8 protein-coding genes, 1 tRNA gene and 4 pseudogenes are annotated in these 22,357 nt (G+C 61.4%); 8 read left to right on the forward strand and 5 right to left on the reverse strand.

The genetic code is table 11. From position 1 onward, the window contains the following. Position 1 precedes the first annotated feature (1 nt). The 4 genes and pseudogenes from F1563_RS14435 to F1563_RS11840 all read right to left on the reverse strand — a co-directional run bounded on the left by F1563_RS14435 (position 2) and on the right by F1563_RS11840 (position 8,133). Positions 2–4,660 (reverse strand): annotated as a pseudogene (locus F1563_RS14435) (Eco57I restriction-modification methylase domain-containing protein). Then, positions 4,647–6,615, reverse strand: a pseudogene (locus tag F1563_RS14940) (helicase-related protein). Before F1563_RS14940 ends, F1563_RS14435 begins: the two co-directional pseudogenes overlap by 14 nt. Continuing rightward, positions 6,612–7,524, reverse strand: a pseudogene (locus F1563_RS14450) (DEAD/DEAH box helicase). The pseudogenes F1563_RS14940 and F1563_RS14450 overlap by 4 nt, the downstream one beginning before the upstream one ends. Positions 7,525–7,683: 159 nt before the next feature. Next, positions 7,684–8,133 carry a DUF2871 domain-containing protein gene (locus F1563_RS11840; protein ID WP_007433566.1) on the reverse strand — a complete coding sequence of 150 codons (450 nt, stop codon included), beginning with the start codon at positions 8,131–8,133 and terminating at the stop codon, positions 7,684–7,686. Between the two features lie 159 nt (positions 8,134–8,292). On the opposite strand from F1563_RS11840, the gene F1563_RS11845 reads away from it, so the two are divergent. The 8 genes from F1563_RS11845 (at position 8,293) to F1563_RS11880 (ending at position 18,478) form a co-directional block, all read left to right on the forward strand. Then, positions 8,293–8,366 (forward strand) — tRNA-Gly (locus tag F1563_RS11845). 168 nt (positions 8,367–8,534) lie between these two features. After that, positions 8,535–9,050, forward strand: coding sequence for a ClbS/DfsB family four-helix bundle protein (locus F1563_RS11850; RefSeq protein WP_227432013.1), 516 nt, complete (start codon positions 8,535–8,537; stop codon positions 9,048–9,050). A gap of 341 nt (positions 9,051–9,391) precedes the next feature. Then, on the forward strand, positions 9,392–10,837 hold the full coding sequence (gene tig, locus F1563_RS11855; RefSeq protein WP_007433564.1) for a trigger factor: 1,446 nt from the start codon (positions 9,392–9,394) through the stop codon (positions 10,835–10,837). Positions 10,838–11,020: 183 nt separating this feature from the next. Next, positions 11,021–12,235: an AI-2E family transporter gene (locus tag F1563_RS11860; protein WP_002527078.1), complete on the forward strand. Its 1,215-nt coding sequence runs from the start codon at positions 11,021–11,023 to the stop codon at positions 12,233–12,235. A 108-nt stretch (positions 12,236–12,343) separates the two neighbouring features. Continuing rightward, on the forward strand, positions 12,344–12,949 hold the full coding sequence (locus tag F1563_RS11865; RefSeq protein WP_149302721.1) for a ClpP family protease: 606 nt from the start codon (positions 12,344–12,346) through the stop codon (positions 12,947–12,949). Beyond that, the gene (locus F1563_RS11870) at positions 12,912–13,646 is read left to right on the forward strand and encodes an ATP-dependent Clp protease proteolytic subunit (RefSeq protein WP_002527076.1); all 735 of its coding nucleotides are present in this window, start codon (positions 12,912–12,914) and stop codon (positions 13,644–13,646) included. Before F1563_RS11865 ends, F1563_RS11870 begins: the two co-directional genes overlap by 38 nt. Positions 13,647–13,838: 192 nt before the next feature. Beyond that, the gene (gene clpX / locus F1563_RS11875) at positions 13,839–15,131 is read left to right on the forward strand and encodes an ATP-dependent Clp protease ATP-binding subunit ClpX (protein ID WP_002527075.1); all 1,293 of its coding nucleotides are present in this window, start codon (positions 13,839–13,841) and stop codon (positions 15,129–15,131) included. 77 nt (positions 15,132–15,208) lie between these two features. Then, entirely contained in the window at positions 15,209–18,478 is a 3,270-nt protein-coding gene (locus tag F1563_RS11880) for a S41 family peptidase (protein WP_149302706.1), read from the forward strand. A gap of 120 nt (positions 18,479–18,598) precedes the next feature. Here F1563_RS11880 and F1563_RS11885 read toward each other — a convergent pair. Then, positions 18,599–22,139, reverse strand: a pseudogene (locus tag F1563_RS11885) (endo-alpha-N-acetylgalactosaminidase family protein). Between the last annotated feature and the right edge of the window lie 218 nt (positions 22,140–22,357).

Consider the following 22,357-nt stretch of genomic DNA (forward strand, 5'->3'; position numbering starts at 1 on the left):
CTCATGAATTAGTTCCTTGAGTCTCCAGTCGACGCTCAAACTCAGCGTAGGCGACGCGCATGTCATGCTCACGGTCATAGGTCTGGAACGGCAGGTCGTAGACGTAGGTGTTGCCTGCCTCATTGGTGTGGGTGAGCTCGCGGGTTGTCGCATCGCCCTTCTTGCGCCACACCTTGAGGACGGCGTTCGGCACCACGCGGCCGTTCGTGTCGTAGGTGTACTTGTCGTGGTCGTAGCCGTATAGGACGGCGAACTGGGTGCGATACACCGTGCACAGCTGGTCGGCGGTGACGCCGAGCATGAGAGCCACGATCGCGTCGATCTCGACGAGGGCCTGACGCCGGTCGGAGGCTCGACGCAGCGGGGTCTGTGGGGTCCAGCTAGGGCCGACGTCGCCCAGGGAGGTGACGGTGTGATCGGTGCTTGCCCAGGCATCCGAGGTGAAGGAGGTGTCGAAGCACTCCTGCCACAGGCCGGCGTAGGCGTCGGTGAGGCAGTTGAGGCGGAGGGTGCGAAGGGCGAGGGCATCAAGGAGTGGATGTCGTGTGGGAGGCGCTGGAAGCCTGCTTAAGACGCTTTCGTAGATCCCGCTCTTCGGGGCTGCACGCACGGCAAAGTCCAGCAGCAGACTTGCACTGAACCCACCAGCTGTGGCGAGTCCCCGGTTAGTGGTTCCGCCGACACAAAACACCCCGTGGGGATGCGCAGCACCAGGCGGAATGATGGCGGGTATGAGCGTTCGCCCCCGGTGTTGGCCGCCATGGCTCTCCACGCCAGACGGTAGTGGTCGCGGGCAGGGTCGCCGTCCCAATGGGTGTAGTCGGCATCGTACCGGGCACGGTCTCCTGCCGGTTTGTACGCGGTGACCGGGATCGCACCGGGTGGCAGGGTTTCGAGGTCCACCTCGGACCAATCTTGGTTGTGCTTCATCGTGCGATTGGGGGACTTGAAGAAGGGCGTCGCAACGTGAAGATGAGGGCCTTGCAGAATGACGTCGTCCCAGGAATCGGGTTGGCCCCAACTCTTGACGAAGTACTCCTTTTGGAAGTCGGTTGTCTCGTTCCATCCCTGCGAGAACCGCAGGTGCAGTGACGCAAGACGTGGGGCCCTCGACAATTGCCGCAAGGTCTCCGCCACATCCCGGTTGACTGTGTAGAGCATTCGGGTCTGTCGCGGAGTCTGAAGGTCGGGATCGAGGATGTCGCGCCAGGTGGCGAGGGTTTCGTCCGTGACGGTCTGAATGCGCTTGCCATGCGGCCGATCATCCCAGTGACCCTCAAACTTGAACCCAGGCGCCTCGCCTGATCCGTCGTGCCGAAGAGATCCGATGACCGTGGCGGGGGTGTAGAGATTGCTGACGTTGAGGAACGATGGCGCGCGATGTGATCCATAGATGTGGACCCCGTACGTGACGTGGTGGTCAATCTCGCTGAACAACTGCAGTTCGTTGACGAATTGCCAGTGGCGGCGTAGCCGCGGGTAGGTGAGCTCGCGAAGGTGCCCGGCTTTCTCGTCAGTGAGATGGGTCTCGGGATGGATGAGTCCGACGGTGCCGCGAGATGACTGGTGTGACCACGTCGTGCACATGAAGCATCGGTAGAGGTCTGGTCGCAGCCCATCAAGTTCTGGGTACATGGTCGGATCGCTGACAAAGCTGCGTACGGCGACCGTTTCGGAGTCCGAAGCAGTCGTGAGCTCGCGGATGCCTGGTAAAAGCAGGGTTGTGGTGCGGCGCTCCCGCTTCTCGGCTTCTGAGGGCTTGTCGACAAGTTCCCACCACGGGTCTCCCTCGGCCAGGAGCGCGTCGATGTCGGAGTCGGGCCGAACCCACGGAGGGTTTCCCACCTGCAGGTCAAACCCGCCGCGCCCAAAGACGGGGGCGAAATCCAACTGCCAGTGGAAGAAGCCCTGCTCCTTGGCGACCTTCTCGCACACCCGCAGCCACGGGTGACGTTCCAGCGCATTGTCCACAGAGTCGGCACCACCTGCACTGATGGCCCAGTTTTCCTGCTCGGCCAGGGCCTCCCATTGGTCGGCTGGAGCCAATTGCTGCTGGGCAGCGTCGTCGTAACGTCTCGCCGTGTTTTTCAGGCGGATCTGGGTTTGGCTGCCAATAATCATCTGGCAGGCGTCAATCCACTCCTCCCAGGTAGGTGGGGCGACGGGTTCCCCTGTCAGCGGCCAAAACCACAGGGCGCACCAGGCATCCATGACTCGCCGCAGCCGGCGATACGCCCCATTGGAGTCAGCGAGGGACTCTTCGACCTGCTCACGGGTGACCGTCGGCTTCTTCGTCGTCGCCTCCCGGCCCCACAACGCGATCTCGCGTCGGGTCTGCTGCTCGGCCACCATGAGACGGCGCAGCGCCATCGTCCACAACTCCTCAGCCTGATAGCCGATATCGACCAGCTTGCGTACCTGAGCCTTCGTCGGCTTGGCCCGCATCTGTTTGCCCCACTTCTTCACCGCGGCAACGCGGTCAGGGGCAAGCTGCTTGGCCTGTTTAGAATCAGCGGTCGCACCCCACCCGGCCCCGGGCAGCAACCAGTGCGGGATGTGCCCGGCAGCCTGAGTGGGGCCAGAGTCGTCGGCCTCGATGCGGTGCGTGAGATCCTCAAGCGGCACATCGGTGGGCGGGGTGCGCAGCCACTCCTTCGACGTCACCTCATCTTCTCGATACACGGCGCGGCGAGCACCAATGAGCGAATTACCCCGACGTAGCCGCAACCCAAACCACGGCGCGTCCAAACCCTTCGCCATGGTGTCGAGCCACAGGGTGATTTCAGCGAACTCCACCGCGGTCGCGTTGAGGTCGACGCCGTACACGTTGTGCAACGCCAGGTAGGCCTTGACCCGTTGTAGCTCAGCGGGGTAATCCTCGGGATCAATGGTGCAGCCTAGCTCGTCCTGCCTGCGCTTCAGGTACTCCGTCGCGAGCTGACGCACTGCCTCAATGGCGAACGCTCCCGACCCCAGAGCAGGCGTCGCAGACGCTCAAGCCCAGGATCTCCTCGGCGGTGGTGGTGTCGTCGATAAGCTCCTCCAGCGCCTGGCCGACGGTGAACTTCGTCAGTACCTCCGGGGTGTAGTAGCTCGCCGACTGCTGACGTTCTCGGCCTGACAACCGAAAGACGAACTGCCCCTGACAGTAGATACGCGGTTCTCGGCGGCCCTGGTCATCCTCGACCAGCACGAAGTCCTTGTCGGCAATGCCCGAGGCCCGATCCAGCGGCACCACCCACGACCCTTTCTGCGGGTTGCCGTCGCGAGCCACCTCGTAAAGATCCTCGGTGGCGAAGAACCCGGTGTAGCTCATGAGGCTCTCGTAGACGGCTCCTAACTGGTTGATGCCTAGCTCGGCGTAGCTGATGTAGCCGCGCTCCCGGCCCCTTTTGCCGTGCTGTTCTTTGCTTAACAGCAGCCGCTCTAGCACCTGCTGAAGTGCCTGATTGCCTAGACCCACCTTGTCGATGTGGGCGGTTGCCTTCGGGGTGAACAGATCGGCGCGCAGGCTGTGGAAGGACAGTCCCGTCGTCGCCTCGTCGACGTCCTCTCGGTGGCCCTGGTCGACGAGCCGGAAGAGGGTCCCCAGACTCTCGTAGAAGTGTGTACCGCGCATGGATTGCTCTGTAACCAACGGTACTTGCACCAGTTCGCGCAGCCGATCAAGGGAATACCCCGCGTCGTACTCAGGGGCCCCAACCGGCAACACCCCCAGCTCGGGGGAGGCCTCGGCGTAGAGCAGGAAAAGGATGCGGTAGAGGAACCGCAGTGACTGCATCGCGAGAGGCTGCGCCTGGTCGGCGGGGAGAGGGGCGAGTTCCTGCTGGCGCCGGCGGTTCACCACCTCGTTGGCGATGATTTCGATCGATTCACGCACTCCCTCACGCAGGTCCTGGCTGACGCCGACGGTGTGTTTGATCGATTCGATGAGGGCGGTCTCCCACCACACCTTGCCTTCGGCGTCAGGGGCCAAAGATCCCGCCTCGAGGCAGGTGAGAGCGCGGTCGACCTCGCCGCCCTTCTTCAGGTCGGCCCGCTCGGCGACGGTCTGCACGTCGACGGCTAGGTACCGGCCCTCAGGCCACCGGCTTTTTTCGGCAACGACGAGCCAGCGTCCGGCCATGATGAGGGCGAAACTCGGCCCTTTCTCACGGACGAACAGGGTGCTCACGAGGCGGCTTGCCGAGCGCACCTCCTCGCTATCCGGGGCGTCGTCTGACGGTCGCCACGGTGTGGTGAGAGTCGGGGCGTCCTTGACCATGAGCTCGTCGTGGGTCTCTACCGGCCGGGCCGTGACAACCGCTAGCGCCGGCTCGTCGACACCCGCCGTCGAGAAGAAGCGCACCGGCCCGTGGGGATCGGTTTTGAACTCACCAGTCAAGTATCCCAGCACGTCCAGCAGCTTCTCGTGGGCCTGCGTCGTGGCGCCGGCCCTTGATGCTTCGTCGAGGTCATCTGAGTACAGCGCGGCCAGCGTTGTCGCGAGCTTGCTGGCCTGCTTGGTGAACTTCGACCGCGGCGTCTCGATGTCCTCGCTATCCCACTGCTTGCGACGATCCAGCACGAGCTTCTGGAAAGACTCTTTACGCGCATCCGTGGTGAAGAAATGCTCGCTGATCCAATCTTCGACGACAATGAGGGCGTCACTGGTTGGCATGGGTGCTCTCCTCACGAGCGGTCGGGAAGTCCTCCGGCACGACGACGAGCAGGGGCCGCGCCAGTTTCTGGTGTGACTCCATGTCGGCGATGAGCTGCTTCTCCTCCTCGATGGAGGTTCGCCGTATGCGCAGGGCATGGTTAGGGATGAGGGTCTGGAATCCTCTTGCCATGTGAGGGTTTTGTGGTTCCATGCGGCAATTCGGTCTTGGGCGTCCCTTTGAGCGGCGTTGAACATGGGCGTGAGCTGGTCGTCTGCGATGCTCATGGCGCGCGCCACCAAGGGTTTGAGATCATCGGGCCGTGCGATGGGTCCTGGATTGGACATGTCAGCGCCGACGCCGACCCCGGCGAGCATCTCGGCCGACGAGTCATGCATGGTGACATACGGGGACGTGGGCTTTTCCGGATCAAGGAACCTGATGCACATCCAACTCGCTGCCATCACCAGACCGCGGCGATCTGTGAGTGTGCCAACGGCCAAGATGGTGGGTGAGTCGACCTTGCCGCGTACTACATAGACAGCAATTACGCGACAGCTTCGACAGTGCGCGATCAGCAGCCCAGTCCAGCACCGGATGCAGGGGACTCAGGTAGTGGGCCTCAGGCCAGGAACTATCGGAATCGTCGGTGAGGGCTCGGTCAAGCTGCGCCTGCGCGGCCGTCTCGTCTGTGGCCAGGGAGAAGCGCTCAAGTACGTGGCGGTCCCGCAGATAGCTCTGCGGTAGTACCTCCAGGCGCTGCCGCAGGTCCGCAGGCGGAACGAACTCGACGATGCCGTCGCCGTGGTCTCGCCACGAGACGCCGCCACCGCGACCGGTCTCCGTCGGGGCTGCCGACGGCGTGGTGTAGTAGGCCTCCAACGCTTCACGCAGGAAGTCGACGGGCCGGGGGTACAGCGGGCTCGGCTCGGCGAACTCAGCAGGCAGGGGCTGGTCATCGACTGCTGCGTTGAGGGAGGCCAGCAGGCAGGCCAGGGAATCATCGGGTGACAACTCGTCGACACTCGTGACAACCTCGTCGAACTTGTGGCGGCCCGCCAGGACCTGCTTGATGTCTTCCTCTTCGGCGCCGACGCTGTAACGGCCCATGAGACTGCCGGCGTCGCCGAGTGCCTCGTGCGCCTCCTGCTCGCGCTCAAGCAGACGGGACAGTACCCGAAGATCGCCACGGAAGGATGGGCTCGACGGCTCCAACAGCAGGGTGGTGATTTGCGGGGAGTGACGCTGGCCGTATCGGTCGATGCGGCCATTGCGCTGCTCAATGCGGATGAGGCTCCAGGGGATGTCGAAGTGGATGAGTTCGTGGCATTGCTGGTGCAGGTTGACGCCCTCGCTGGCGACGTCACCGGTGACCAGCACGCGGATGGGGGAGTTCGACTGTTTGAAGGACTCGACGACCTGCTGCTGTTCGGTGTCGCTGAGGCCACCGTGCAGCACCGCGACCTGGTCGGCGGTGAGGGACAGGTCGTCGATGAGACGATCACGCAGCCAGTGCAGGGTGGCGACTCGCTCAGCGAAGACAACGGCTCGCTCCGGTTGACGTCGATCGATGCCGATATGTCGTAGATAGCGCACTAACTCGTCATACTTAGACGACGAGTCGAAAGCGGCGTCGTTCAATGTATTCAGTCGATCCAGCGCTTCGATTTCGATCTGCTGATCTTGTCTCGGTGAGTGTGCGGTGATGCGTTGACGGCGTTCGCTGATGGTTTGGCGCAGGGCAGCCGGGGAGGACAAGAAGGCCTTAGCGATGGTCCACGGAAAGAGAGCGGTGGCTGCGCCGCTGTACGGGGACGATCCCGCGGGATGTAGCCAGACTCGATCCAACTCGTCAGCGACAGCGTCCTCGGCCGCACTGGCCTTGACAAGGAGGTTCTGTGGGGGGCTTGCGCTCAGCCCAGTCGGCCCCGGCGACGCTGGACACCTCGGGGTCGTTACGGTGGCGTCGCTTCACCAGACGCTTGAGGTCGTCCTTGTCGAGGTCACCATGCGGATTGACGGCGGTGGGCTCCAGCAGTCTGATGAGCTCGGCGAAGGATTTCCGATTGCCATTGTGCGGGGTCGCGGACGCCAGAATGAGGGCGTCGGTATTGGGTGCCAGGGTTCGGGCAAGACGGTTGTTTTGGGTGGTGTCACCGGTGACATTGTGGGACTCGTCAATAACAACGGCGTTCCATTCGTGACGGTGGAGGTCGTGGGCGAAGCGGTCTTGCTTCAGAGTGTCCATCGAGATGATGACGCGCTTGTACCAACTGAAGGGATTGCGGTTAGCGGGGATCTTCTGCTTGACGCGCTGCAGACCCACGGAGTCGAGACGAACGAATGGGATCGCGAACCGGCTCCACATTTCGTTTTGCATCTGCTCCAGCACGTGACGGGGACAGACGATGAGAATGCGCTCGCCACGGCCCCTACGGATGAGTTCGGAGAGGATCATCCCGATCTCGATCGTCTTGCCCAGGCCGACCGCGTCCGCCAGGAGGATGCGCGGTCGAAGATTGTCCGGATCGAGGGCCTGCTGTACCGCCGAGTATTGGTACCGCAGGCGCTTAGCCAGGGCGTACTGGCTGGCGGCCAGCGTGGGTTCCTTGAGGGGAATTGGGGTCTTGCGAAGCGTCGCCTCCAACCAGAGCCGCGCGTCCCGATAGTGCGGGGACGCATCGGCTACCGGGGTCGCGTCATGCGGATCCAGCGGAATGATGGTGTCCAAGTGTTCGTAGAACGTCGCCGTGGTGCCACGGACGAGGTCTGACAAGCCCTGAACCGTCAGGAGCTGTCCGTCGTCGGTCTGCTCAACGGTGCGGACGAGCCACTCTTCGTCACGCACCTGTACGACTGAGCCCGGCGCGACGGTGATTGGCATAGTCAACTCCATCCTTAAATGGTTGCTGCCGTCATGGCACGGGCACGTAATCGACCACACGTTGCGCTCTCATACGGCCGCCATCGTGGCGGTATCCGCATGCGTACGATACATGACGAGCGCTCGCCCCTTCTTCACGGGCCAGCGGTTTTTCAAGGGTCAGCGGTCGATTATGACTTGATCCCGAGGATTTGCAGTCGGAAGTGACTTGAACAAGGCAACCATGAGGCCGATGAGTCCGACTGACAGGCTGATGTGGCCAAGCCCCGCAATGCCGGAGATTGTGGGGGAGACGTCGGTATGTCCGTTGACCTGCATGATGCCGTGGACGACGAGCATGGTGATCGTCACCATCAGGCCAAGGTTGAATCCCCAGAAATACGTGGCGAAGGCGCCGCGGTGCTGCGACAGGGTGAACGCGCGCTCCAAAAGGAGCACGATGAGGGTGAGCATGAAGCCCAGCGCCAGGCTGTGGGTGTGTACCACCTTGAGCTGGGTCCAGCCGGTGAAGTTGTGGGCCTTAGTGAACTCGCGGTAGAGTACTCCGCCGAGCAGCCCAATGACGAGCCAGGTGGTCGCGCAGGTGGCAAGCTTCTTCAATGGTGTCATGAGGTCATCACATCATGGGAATGAGCTGTGGACATGGTCCGAACGGTTGATATGTGGGTGACGCGCGGACGAGTTCAGCCCGCTCTGACGCACCGTGTCACCACGGGTGTGACGTCGACGGTCAATCCATGTATGCTGTCGAAGTCCCCTCGGGGGTGCGCGGATGTAGCTCAATGGTAGAGCCCCAGTCTTCCAAACTGGCTACGCGGGTTCGATTCCCGTCATCCGCTCCATGGTGGCATTGCCTGTGACAATTCCTTTGTTTTGGTCGCAAAAGTCGCACAACAGTGTGAGATTTCTCCCCCATCTCGTAGGGGGCATTGTCATCTCGACACGTACGATTCAATGAACGGATACGCTAACGGAGAATTCCTGAGGGGCGCTTCGAAAGGGTGTTTGCGGTGAGGTCGTATGAATCCGGCGATGAGCTGGCTGCAGAGATTGCCAAGCGTGGCGATCTTTTTATAGGCGAGTTTGCAGACGTCCCCGACGACGGCTGGGACCGACTGGTTGACGGCGTTGATCGTACACCCAGGCAGATGATCGCCTATCAGCTTGGCTGGATGGAGCTACTGCTTGGCTGGGAACGTGACGAGCGAGCCGGCGAGGAGGTGGTGACTCCCGCTCCGGGGTATAAGTGGAATCAGTTAGGCGATTTGTGTCAGGCGTTTTATCGGCGTTGGGAGACGCCCCTCGCTGAAGTGTTGACGGATCGATTCAAGATTTCGCTTGACGAGGTAGTCCACCTGGTTAAGGGTCTCACTGAAGAAGACTTGTTTGAGCCGGGGCAGCGGGCCTGGGCGTCATCGACACCATCGGCGTGGCCAGTGTGGAAGTGGGTGCATATCAACACGGTCGCACCGTTTACGACGTTTCGCACCAAAATCAGGAAGTGGAAGAAACAGGCTGGGTGTTAGGACATGGGTCTCGCCTTCATGCGCTTCCAAAGGTGAATCACCTCATTACCGTCTGAAGTCCAGTCACTTTGACCGAGTACTCACCGTCACATTGACTGGACTTCAGAAGATTTTGGCCTTGGACCCGCTTCGACCCCGCCTCAATTCTTGGGCCCATAGGGGTAGCCCGCTGAAAAGTTCACAGCAACACCGAAACCATTGGCCGAGATCGTGGGCTTGGGCGGGTATCGGTGCCCTGCGGAAATCTTCAGCTGGCTCGGCGGCTACCACGTCGCTAGAATCAGATGGAATGTGTGTTCCCTCAATGGGGACGACAGAATCGGAACCACAGGAGAGACTTCGTGCCCAGCACCCTTGAGAAGCTCAGCACCCACCGTGTGAAGCTCACGATCGAGATGCCCTTCGACGAACTGAAGCCCAGCCTTGACAAGGCTTACAAGGACATCGCCGCCCAGGTGAACGTTCCCGGCTTCCGCAAAGGGAAGGTGCCCGCTCCGATCATCGATCAGCGTTTCGGCCGCGGAGTCGTTCTTCAGGAGGCCATTAACGACGCCCTCCCGGCTGCCTACGGCAAGGCTGTCGAGGAGAATACGGTCGTTCCGCTGGGCCAGCCCGAGATTGAGGTGACCAGGCTGGAGGATGGCGAGGTCGTCGAGTTTACTGCTGAGGTGGACGTCCGTCCTGACTTTGATCTGCCCGACGTCGCCGCCATTTCCGTCGAGGTGCCAGCCGTTGAGGTGCCCGACGAGGACGTTGACGAGCGCATCGAAACTCTACGCCAGCGTTTCGCGACCAACACGGAGGTCGAGCGTGCTGCCGCCAAGGATGACCTCGTCACCATTGACCTTATTGGGACCCGCGACGGCGAGACCCTCGAAGAGGCCACCGCTTCCGACGTCACCTACAAGGTTGGCTCCGAAGGCATGTTGGAAGGCCTTGATGAGGCCGTTACCGGACTTAAGGCTGGCGAGTCCGCCGAGTTCCACTCCACCCTCGTCGGTGGCCCGCTGCGCGGTCAGGATGCCGACGTCAAGGTCACCGTCACCAAGGTCTGCGAGCAGGAGCTCCCAGCCGTTGACGACGACTTCGCCCAATTGGTCAGTCAGTTCGACACCGTTGATGAGATGCGTGCTGACTTGCGCACCGCTCTGGAGAACATGGCTCGCCTCGACCAGGCTGCGGACGCCCGTGACAAGGTGCTTGAGGAGGTCATCTCCAAGATCGACATTGAGCTGCCGGCTAACCTCATTGACTCTGAGCTCGAGGCCCGCCGTCAGCAGGTCAACCAGCAGTTGACTGAGGCCGGTATGACCGTCGAGGAGTACCTCGAGGACTCCGAGGAGGAGGTGGATAACGCCGACGATTTCTGGGCCGAGATCGAGAAGCGTTCCCTGGACGCCCTCAAAGCCCAGATCGTCCTCGACAAGATGGCCGATGACGACGAGATCGGTGTTGAGCAGAACGAGTTGACCGAGTTGTTGTTCCGCAAGGCTCAACAGAACGGTACCTCCCCCGAGGAGGAGGCTCAGCACATGATGCAGCACAACCACCTGCCCGATTGGATGCAGGAAATCCGTCGCGGAAAGGCCTTGGCCTCCATGGTGGGTGCTGCCACCGTCACCGATTCGAAGGGCAATGCCCTCGAGCTCGACCGCATCCAGCCTGACGGCACCATCGCCGACGAGCCGGCTGAGGAGGACGCCCCTGGTGAGGACTCCGCGGAGAAGGTTGATGACAAGGCCGCTGCCACGAAGAAGGCCCCTACCAAGGACGATAAGTCCGAGTGATGATCAGGGACCACGTGTCCCGTAGGATCGACGTGATCCGTTGATGGCCGGCGTCGTTCGGGTTTCCGCACGGCGCCGGTTCCACGTCAATCCCGAGGAAGTTCGATGATCAAACGCCCCACACGACCTCGACGTCGGATCTCTGTAGCCCCCGCCACTCGTCAGTTGCGCAACGTGCGTCAAATGGTGGCTGACGACATCGCGGTGGCCCGTGCGGTCGAGCGTGGCGAATTAGAGGCCGAGGATCGGTCCACCCACGGCGCAACGAGCGCGGAGAAAGTGGCCGAGTCCGGGCTTCAGCCTCAGCCGAGCGACCAAGAAAAGGTTGAGGCAGCCACCAACAAACACGGCTTGCCCAAGCTCACCATTGTTCTGCTGACCGTGGCGGCAGCGTGGTTGGGGCTGAGCTTCCTGCATGAGTTATCGAGTGTCATCGCGCCGTTGTTTTTCGGTTTGAACCTCCTTATTACGGCGTATCCGATTCACACCTGGCTCGTGAAGCATAAGTGCCCGCGGTGGATCTCTGCCACCGCGGCCGGCACCACCGTCATTGTTGTGCTTGCGGCTGGTGTCGCCGGCATGGTGTGGTCGGTGGCAGCCATGATTAACCAGTTACAGAGCTACATCCCGCAGATGGAGAAAATTTATACGCAACTGCTGCACTGGTCGACTCAACTCGGGTATTCGCAGGAAGTCATCACCGATAAGCTCAAAAAGATCGATCCCCAGCAAGTGATGTCGGTCATAACATCAGTGGCGTCGGACACGACCAGCATCGTGACGATGATTATCGTCATCCTCACTGGCATGATCTTTATGGTCATGGATACCCCGCAGATGCATGATCGGCTGCGAATGGCTGGAAACCGCAAGCCAGACGTTGTCTTGGCCTTGGAATCCTTTTCCAGCGGTATTCGTAAGTACTGGCTGGTGACGACGGTATTCGGCCTTATCGTCGCTCTCTTTGACTGGGCGGCCTTGCTCATTATCGGCGTTCCACTTGCCGGGGTGTGGGCACTGTTTAGCTTCTTAACGAACTACATTCCGAATATTGGCTTCATCGTCGGTGTTATCCCGCCAGCCTTGCTGGCCCTCTTCAAAGACGGATGGGTGGCGGCAGTGGCTGTCGTCGTCTCGTACTCGGCGCTGAACTTCGTCATCCAGTCGATCATCCAGCCAAAGTTTGCTGGTGACGCCGTCGGTCTGACACCGACGATGTCCTTTGTTTCTTTACTTTTGTGGGGCTGGGTTTTTGGGGCGTTGGGAACTCTTATCGCTCTGCCGTGTTCCCTGCTCGTCAAGGCCACCCTTATTGACCATGACCCTGGTGCTCGATGGGTCAATGCGCTGATCTCTTCTCGGCCCACAGAAGGGCTCGAGGATGACCCTGATGAGTAGCATGCTGACCGTGTTCGGGAGCGCTGACCGCGAAAGGCGCTGGAACTGTCGTGACCGCACGGTAAATTCAGAATCGTGAATCATCATATTTCGATCACTTCCCAGGGCATGCCCGCCATGGCCGGCCCCGAGACCGGCGGTGCCGGGATGACCGACAACGTCTACCAGTCGCTGTTGCGCAACCGCATCGTCTTCCTCGGCTCCGAGGTTAAGGACGAGAACGCGAATGCGCTGTGCGCCCAGATGTTGCTGCTCAACGCTGAAGATCCCGAGGCCGATATTTACCTCTACGTCAACTCCCCGGGCGGCTCGGTCACTGGGGGGATGGCGATCTACGACACTATGCAGTGGATCTCCAATGATGTCGCCACGGTGACGATGGGCATGGCAGCTTCCATGGGCCAGTTCTTGCTGACTGCTGGTACTCCTGGCAAGAGGTACGCCTTGCCGCACGCCAAGATCCTCATGCACCAGCCGCTCGGTGGCGTTGGCGGCACTGCTACCGAGATCGCCATTAACGCTAAGATGCTTAAAGACACCAAGCGCGAGCTGTCCCAGCTCAACGCCGACCACTCTGGCCACACCCTTGAGCAGATCCTCGAGGATTCCGACCGGGACCACTGGTTCACCGCTCAGGAAGCCCTCGACTACGGGCTCATTGATTACGTCTACAGCAATGCGTCGCAGCTTCGCGGTGACGCTCCCAATCAGTGAGGTGACCATGGGATTCAACGCCTTTGATAGGAATTGGTTGGCTGCTTTGAACGCTGAGCAGGCCGAACAGGCTGCTCCTGGTGGGCTAGCCCCGGCAGGTCCGCGCGGCGACTACTACATCCCGCAGTGGGAGGAACGCACCTCGTACGGTGTACGCCGCGTCGACCCGTACACCAAGTTGTTCGAGGATCGCATCATCTTCTTGGGCACCCCGGTGACTGATGACATCGCCAACGCCGTGATGGCTCAGCTGTTGTGCTTGCAGTCGATGGATGCCGATCGTCAGATCAGCATGTATATCAATTCGCCAGGCGGCTCGTTCACCGCTATGACAGCGATCTACGACACCATGAACTATGTGCGTCCTAATGTCCAGACAATCTGTCTGGGCATGGCGGCATCGGCTGCGGCCGTGCTGCTGGCCGCCGGCGCGAAGGGACAGCGGTTGTCCTTGCCGAACTCGACCGTGCTCATCCATCAGCCAGCCATGGGCCAGGCCACGTATGGTCAGGCCACCGATATTGAGATCCTGGACGACGAGATTCAGCGCATCCGCAAGCTCATGGAGAACATGCTTGCTACGGCAACTGGCCAGAGCGTCGAGCAGATTTCCAAGGACATTGATCGCGACAAATACCTCACTGCGCAGGGGGCGAAGGAGTACGGCCTTATTGACGATATCTTGACCTCGTTGTGAGGATTCGACGAGGTCGTTGTCCGGTGACCCTCGAGGGTCACTGCAGGGTTGGTTGTCGTCACCGGACACCGGTGACGACAACACCTGAAATGGATACCGTCCACGGCTAGGGTAGACAGTGCACACCTCAGGAGGGTGATCGTCCCGGAGAAGACGGATTAACACGAGCCTGCCGAGTAGGAGGGAAGCTGGATGGCGCGAATTGGTGAGAGCGGAGACCTGTTCAAGTGTTCTTTCTGCGGTAAGAGTCAGAAGCAGGTCAAAAAGCTCATCGCTGGCCCCGGGGTTTACATCTGCGACGAATGCATTGACCTATGCAATGAGATCATCGAGGAGGAGTTTTCGTCCGCCGAAGAGGTCGGTGGTGTCGAGGACCTTCCCCGCCCGCGCGAGTTGTGCGACTTTCTTGATGCTTGGGTGATCGGCCAGGAGGAGGCCAAGCGAACCCTCTCGGTGGCGGTCTACAACCATTACAAGCGCATCCAGTCCGCGGTCGACGTGCCGCACGCCCGTCGCGCCGAGGACGACGGGGTGGAGCTCGGTAAGTCGAATATCCTCCTGCTCGGGCCGACCGGTTGCGGTAAGACCTACCTAGCCCAGACGATGGCTCGTCAGCTCAACGTTCCCTTCGCAATGGCTGACGCCACTGCGCTGACCGAGGCAGGCTACGTCGGCGAGGACGTCGAGAACATCCTGCTCAAGCTGCTGCAAGCAGCTGACTTCGACGTCAAGCGGGCTGAGCGGGGAATTGTCTACATTGACGAGATTGACAAGGTGGCTCGCAAGTCGGAGAACCCGTCAATCACCCGCGACGTCTCGGGTGAGGGCGTCCAGCAAGCCCTGCTAAAAATCCTTGAGGGGACGGTAGCCTCAGTGCCTCCCCAGGGGGGACGCAAACACCCCCAACAGGACTTCATCCAAATCGATACCACCAACATCCTGTTCATCGTGGGCGGTTCCTTCGCCGGCCTCGAGGACATCATCACTAAGCGGATCGGCACCCGTCCGCTGGGATTCAATAATGATCCCGGTATGCGCAAGGTCGTTGAGGGTCCCGAGGCTTTCAGCCTGGTGTGTCCAGAGGACCTTCACCAGTTTGGACTTATTCCAGAGTTCATCGGACGCCTGCCGATGGTTACGGCTGTGCATCCGCTCGACCGCAAGGCCCTGGTCCGCATTTTGACCGAGCCTCGCAATGCCTTGACTCGTCAGTTTGAGAAGCTTTTCGAGCTGGACGGGGTGGAATTGACCTTTAGCGATGGGGCCTTGAGCGCGATCGCCGATAAGGCGGTTGCGCAGGGGACCGGTGCCCGCGGGTTGCGGGCCATCATTGAGGAGACCCTCATGGACGTCATGTTTGATGTTCCCTCCCGCGAAGACGTTGCGCGTGTCGTGGTGACCCGTGAGGCCATCACCGGAGAAGGCAAGTGCGAGTACCACCCTTCGCCGAGCTTGATCCACGGGCGGGGGAGGCTGTCGGCCTGAACCCAGTGTTCGTCAGGAACTCGACGAGGATTCATCCCTTCGGTTGGTTGTCTGATCCGGGCAGTACCCTGACACCCATGGCAACTGGATATCTGCGTTACCCCGATGTCCACGGTGACCTTGTGGTGTTCATCGCTGACGACGACGTGTGGTTGGTTCCCATCACCGGAGGACGGGCGAGTCGTCTTACCAACGATCATGTCATGGCCCGCAATCCTCGCTTCAGCCCTAATGGGGCCAAGATTGCATGGACCTCCTACCTAGGCCAGCGGCCCGAAGTATTCGTCATCGATCTGGCTACCGGAGATCAGCGCCGACTCACATGGCTAGGGGCGGCGCGCAACCTCGTCGTCGGCTGGCAGGATGACGAGCACGTGGTGTTCACATCCCCGCACCAGAGCAACGACATTGGCCTGACATGGTTGTACACCGTCTCCCTCGACGGGAACGTCGAGCGTCTTGGATACGGGCCGGGGATGGATCTGGCCGTCAGCTCGGACGGAGCGGTTGCCGTTGTTACCCCGAATTCTGGCGACTGCTCGCGGTGGAAGAGGTATCGCGGTGGAACAGCGGCACAGATCTGGCTGCGGCCCGCTGGGGCCGATAACTTCCTGCGGCTGCTGCGTGATGGCAACGACGACTACGACGGCCGCTACGCCGCAGCCGGACGGTACGGAGTCGGGTGGATCGACGGTCGTCTCATTTTCAGCTCCGATATGAGCGATGGTGACTGCCCGCAGGCGCAGGCCCAGCTTTGGTCTGTGAACGGGCGGGGACACGATTTGTGCCAGCACACCCACCACGGTCCCAAGCAGGGCTACGTTCGTGACCCGCGTACCGACGGTGTGACGATTGTTTACCATGCCCACGGCGCATTGTGGACGATGGCTGGTCTCGACGCCGAGCCGCAGCGCTTAGAGATTGATCTCGGTATTGGAGCCCCTCCGCGCGTGTCGCTGGACCCCACGGATCGTCTGGAAGCGGTCGTCTCGGACCACGGTGGCGACGGATCTTTGCTTGAGTGGCGAGGGGCTGCCTACTTCCTCACCCATCGCTCCGGCCCTGCGCGAGCCCTCTCGGCAGTTGACGGTGTTCGCATCCGTGAGCCGTGCGTTCTTGGCCAGACTGGCCAAGGCGTGTGGGCCAGTGACGTTGACGGCGAGGATTGTCTTGAGGTCGCCAACCTTGATGGCACTGGTGAGATTCGCCATGTCGCCCAGGGGCAGATCGGTCGCGTCCTACATGCCGCTCCCGCTCCCGACGGCAAAAAGGTTGCCCTCATCAGCCATGACGGCCGCATCCTGATTGTCACCATTGCCGACGGGACCACCCGTGAGGTGGGAAAATCTGTGGAAGGCGAGGCGACTGGACTGGCATGGTCCCCTGATTCCCGCTACTTAGTGTGGCGATCCCCGATGGCTACCGGCGAGGGCATGATCGGCCAGATCCGTTGCTGGGATGAGCAGGGAGCGGGGGAGTCCGTTGCCCTGACCCGTGGCACCTTCGACGATTCCACCCCGGTCTTCACTGCCGATGGCAAGTATCTAGCGATGTTATCGGCGCGAACCTTTGACCCGAACTATGACGGCCAGACCTTCGACCTGTCCTTTGGCCACACACAGCGTCCGTGGCTCGTCCCGCTCAGTGCCACCGAGGCGTCCCCCTTCGGTCCATCGCCTCAGGGCTGGCGTATCAGCGAGGTGCAGGATGCCAAGGCCAAGGCCACGACTGAAGCCGCCGATGATGACGAGGATAGGGTTCCCGAGGTGGTGTGTCGCCTCACCGTCGATGGGTTCGAGGAGAGGATGGTGCCCTTCCCAGTGCCGTCGGGCTCTTACCGGGACCTCGCGGCTGTCAAGGACGGCTTGACCTGGATCGAGGTGGCCGACCGTGGCGGTGAGCTCGGAGCCACCCGGGCTGGGGTCAGTGGGGAGACACCCAGCGACGTACTGTGGCACTACAACCTGTCAGCCCGTCATCTTGACAAACTGTGTGAACGCGTCGACACCTTCTCCGTTTCGGGTGACGGTGAACGTCTGGTGGTCCGTCACCGCGATGATGTCGTTGTGGTGCCTGCCTCCCACAAGGTCGAGGAGGACGATCCGGCCTATATTCGGGTGGATCTGACGCGGTTGCGGCGGACCGTTGACCCACGGGCCGAGTGGCGTCAGATGTACGACGAGAATGGCCGGATTATGGCCACCCACTACTGGCGCGAGGATATGAACGGCGTCGACTGGGACGGTGTTCTCAAGCGTTACCGCCCGCTGGTGGACTTGTGCCACGTCGTCGATGATCTGCACGACATCCTGTGGGAGACCGTCGCTGAGCTCAACACTTCGCATTCCTACGTGTCGACTCCTGGAGCTGGCGGGGATTCGGATATGCGCGCAGGCTTGCTGGGTGCCGATGTCAGCAGCGAGGCTGGCGGGGCCAAGGTCGTCCGAGTGATCCCCGGGGAGTCCTCAGACCCACATGCTTGGTCCCCGCTGCGGGCGGCCGGGGTGGCGATCGGCGACGGTGATGTCATTATCGCGGTGGACGGCCGGAAGATCGGCGTTGACGGTGGCCTCGGAGAGCTCTTGGAGGGTTCGGCCGGGCGAGTCGTCGAGTTGACGGTGCGTCGTGGCGAGGAGGAACGGCGCGTCGCTGTCGTACCGATGGCGGATGAGGCGGCGTTGCGGTATCACGACTGGGTGGCCTCACGTCGCCGTTACGTCGAGGAGCGTTCCGATGGACGACTTGGCTATCTGCACGTGCCGGACATGGTCTCCGACGGGTGGGCCGAGTTGCACCGCCAGATCGGTGAGGCCACGCGTCACGAGGGGGTCATCGCTGACGTCCGGTTCAACCACGGCGGCCACACGTCCCAACTGGTCGTCGAGAGGTTGGCTCGCAAGGTCATCGGTTGGGATCGCAGTCGTTGGTACGCCACGGCGGTCACCTACCCACAAAATGCGGTGCGCGGACCGATCGTTATGGTCACCAACCAATGGGCCGGATCCGACGGCGACATCGTAGGGGCGGTTACCCAGGCCATGGGGTATGCCAAGGTCATCGGTGAGAGGTCGTGGGGTGGCGTTGTCGGGATCGACGGCCGCTTTGACCTCGTTGACGGCACCGGCGTCACCCAGCCCCGATACGCGGGTTGGTACGGTGATTACGGCTGGGGTGTCGAGAACCACGGTGTCGATCCGGACATCGTCGTGACCGTCAGTCCCGAGGATTGGGAGTCCGCCAGCGACGTCCAGCTCGACGCTGCGATCGCCGAGTGCTTGCGACAGCTCGACGAGAAATCGGCAGCCACCCCGCCGGAATTGCCCGGTCCGGCATTTGGTCGGTGCTGAGCCTAGTTCGTCACGGCCACCGGGACACGGCCGACAAGGATCAGCCCCTGCATCCCAGATGCAGGGGCTGATTTATCCAGGGCGGGACTCACGACATGGGCGTGAACCCTCAACCGATCATCATCGGCCGGCCTCCACAACAGCTGTTACCGTCGCGGCCTCCAAGCTGCCGAGCCCGGCGCCGTCTGCTCCGGTACGAGGTAAGGCATGAGGACGGCTGGGGCGTTCGCTGGCTCCAGGAGTCTCGGGGGAACCGGATGCTGTGGGAACGGGGGTCGAGGGCTGCGCCGGTTGGATCGGTTTGGGCGCCGGCTTGCAGGCATCCGGGAACACCGCGGCCTGCGTAGAGGTAGCGGAGGCCGGTCGTGGACTGAGCTTCTCGATGCGCAAGTTGTCGATGGACATGTCCCCGTCACCCTGGTGGGTGAATCCGATCCAGGCGGGCTGATCCTTCACGACGATGTCGGTGGAGAAGTGGGTTGTCGAAGTGGCGGGTCCCATGGCATGAGACTCGGCGATGACTTCCTTGATGGACTTTCCATTGACCTTGTCGTGACCTATGACGAACGAGTACCCGGGCTTGTCAGCCTGGTAGTCGAAAGAGACGCGGTATCGGGTCCCGTTCCCGGTCAGAGGGGCGGACGCGGCGGTGGTGCGCAGCACGATCCCGTTGCGTTCTTCGTGCATCTTCAAGGACCAGTCACCGCTGAGAACCGAATCCATGGCCCGACCGTTCCAGCCTTTCTGGGTGTAGGGCTCATGGCGACGGGACAACTGGGTCCGGGCATCTCCGTCCATGCCTGCACTTCCTGTGACGAAGGGCCAGTAACCGGTGTCGACGTCCTCGAAGTCCTGGAAGAGAACGGTCGCAGGTGTGGCGTGGGGGTCCTTGGGCGCGGCAGCGTCAACGACTCGGAAGTCATCGGCGCTGACGACAGCATTACCGGCCAGCGCCTTCAAAGTGACGGTGACAGGCTTGCCGTCAGAGTGGAAGGCAACCCGCAGCCGCTGGTGATAGGTGCCGAAGTACTCGTCGGACGCGGTGGCGTTGATGGCTGTCGTGGACGTGATGACGGATGCCGCGTGGCCCCCACATCCCCTCTGGTGGCCGATCGGGGTGACCCCGGTGCCGTCGGCGGCAAGTCCCACCGGACGGGTTTTGGTTGGATCTATCTGGACCCATGCCCACAATGAGTGGTCACCAGCAGGCAGAGTGAGGACTTGAGAGACCTGCGACTGTGCCTTGCCGAACTCGAGATGGAAGTTGCCACGGTCGTTGTGCTTGACTGAGACGTCTCCCCGAGCATTCCAACCAGCAGTGTTACCGGAGTAAAACCCCGGATTGACGAAATGGCTTCCCTCTCCCCAGTTCGGGATCGTCGCAGCAGGCACTTTTGACGTCGGGTAGAGGACGTAGGCAGTCCTGGCTTTGGTCGCGGGAATCCTGATGGACCCGTTGATGACGGGGATCTCAGCGACCTTGACACGGCCAGTGTCGGTGAGTTTGAACAGGGTTACCGACTTCTGTGCCGTCCAGGAATTCGTGAGTTTCCAGGTCGCGGAGCCATTGCCCGGATTCCAGTAGTACAGACGATCACCGCCACCGTTGGACCAGGGCAGCAGGTAGGCCCCGCCTTCCCTGAAGACCGTGGCGCCGTCGAAGGTGATGGTCCTTGCGGTGGGAATCTCATGACCCGAAATAGACTTCTTCGACGAGGTTGCCACGGTTCCGTTCGCGAAGGCGATACGGCCATCTTGCCAGGCCATGATGTCCGAGCGCTGCAGGAACTTGGTGGGCAGGTTACGTTGCCACACATTCGCGATGAACGCGTTGTAGTCGTTGTGGCTCGTCCAGCCCTCGTACTCGACGACATTAGAGTTGCCAAGGATCGGGTCGGGGTTCCAGGTGTCGCGGCGGGAGTTGTCGATGAACCGAATAATCCGGGAACTGTACCCCTTGTTACCGGTTCCGTAGTTCTCGTCATTGGCCCAGTGCGACCAGCGGTTGTAACGCGGATAGGTTGAGGACCATTCGGAACCGATCTTCCAGCCTTCGGCGTTCAGAGCTGTGGCGATGCGGTCGTTCTGCCAACCGGCAGGGTAGTTGGTGTCGAAGTACAACCAGTCGAGGTTGGACTTGGCTCCCAGCTCCCTTCTCAGTTGGTTAAGCCGGGCGAAGAGCTGACCGGACCCAAGGTCCTTGGCGTAGTCCATCCGGTAAGACTGCTCCATCCAGTCCCACGCCTTCTGGTACGGCTTAACGAGGATGTTGTCGCCGAAGTGATTTGCCTCGGGGTAGGACTCTACGAGGTTTACGTGAATGCCGAAATCGGTGTTCCACTGTTTGCCCGACTCGGTGAGCTTCTCGAGATCCTTCATCCGGCCGGCACGATGGGAGACGTTACCGCCGTAGTCGGGGTGTGCGGAGTCGTGGCCCTCGGCCTGGTAACCCTTGAGCAGAGCCTGTTGACCGAGTCCGTCAGTCGCCAAGGAGATGTGCTTGACATCATCCAAGGTACGAAGGAACGGATGAGTCGCCTGGGAGACGATATTAAACGGAATATGGGTGATGACCTTGTTTGCCACGTCCCCCGAGCCGGTCGGCTGCATGGTGACGTCCCGAGTGGCGACGGCTGCGTCCTGCCAGTCAACCTTGCCGTCGGTATTGGCGTCAGCGACGATCTTCACCCGGACGTACGGGGTGTCCGGGTCCGGGCCGATGCCGTCCTGGACGGTGGCACCGCCGGGCAGCTGGCACACGGCCTTGTTGCCGAGTGAGTCGGTGGGACAGGCGGTGGCGGACCCTTTGCCGCGATGGACCCAGGTGGCCGGTTCGATGGCCCCGACTTTAGTCCCCTCGACCTGGGAGATGGAGTGGACGAAACGGGCAACTGTGGCGGCGGAGCCGACTAGGTCGTCCTGGGTTGCGTTGTCCTCGAATCCGGCAGCAAGCGTGGAATCGTTTGCCATAGCGACCCAAGAGGTATCCTGCGAGACGTCAGTGGTGGCAAGGGGTTGGAAGAGATCGCCGGACTTGTTGCGATCGACGACGATACTTGCGCTGCTCAACTGGGCTTTTGGATCGGCCGAGGTGACCGAGGCAAGGGCGAGGCCGGGCACCGACACGGTGTTGACGCGATGGTTGGCCGTGTCGACAATGTGTGGGATCGACCATGTCATGACACCATTGGCGATCTCGACGTGTGCGGTGAGCTCGACGCCGGGCAGGTCTCGGAAGGTGAGCTTCCAGGACGCGGAGGAGCCCGTCGTCCTAGGTACGGAGACAGTGGCGACGTGGTCGGTGCCGTTGATCCTGACCTTTGTCAACGGGGAGCCGATACGCCCGGCCATGCGTGCCTGGCCGACGACGTAGTCGATCACCTGCGGGAAGTCACGACGGACTCTCACTGTTACGGCGCCGTCGGACAAGCTGATGGCGTCCTTCGGGACCTCAGGGGGTTGGGGGCGTCGATGACTTCGGATTTTTTGCGGTCCGCTCGTTGGTATGCCAGTTTGTGGCGAGGCTGCCATTCAGGGTGTTGGGGATCGGTTCGGTGGCGGTGGCCGAGTCGACGGCAACCGCGGTAATCGTCTCCTGGTTAATCCGGTGATATCCGGTTTCGGCATTCGCAGGAGCCGTCGGCGCGATCAATGCGAGCATCGTGCCCGCTGACACGGCGAGCGCACCGATGGACCTGCCCCTTGGTGTTCGCGACATCGTTGTCCTTCCTCGGGACTCCTCTTGACTGGAGTTCGTTGCGTACAGGTTGAGGAGAGGCTATTGAGTGTTGCCGAAGCGCTGCAAGGGTATGCGCAGACCTTGTGAACGCTTGGTGTAATCGTGAACAGGATGACTTCACTACGGAAAAAGGGGCCGAC

The sequence above is a fragment of the Cutibacterium modestum genome (genome assembly GCF_008326345.1).
Classification (GTDB): Bacteria; Actinomycetota; Actinomycetes; order Propionibacteriales; family Propionibacteriaceae; genus Cutibacterium; species Cutibacterium modestum.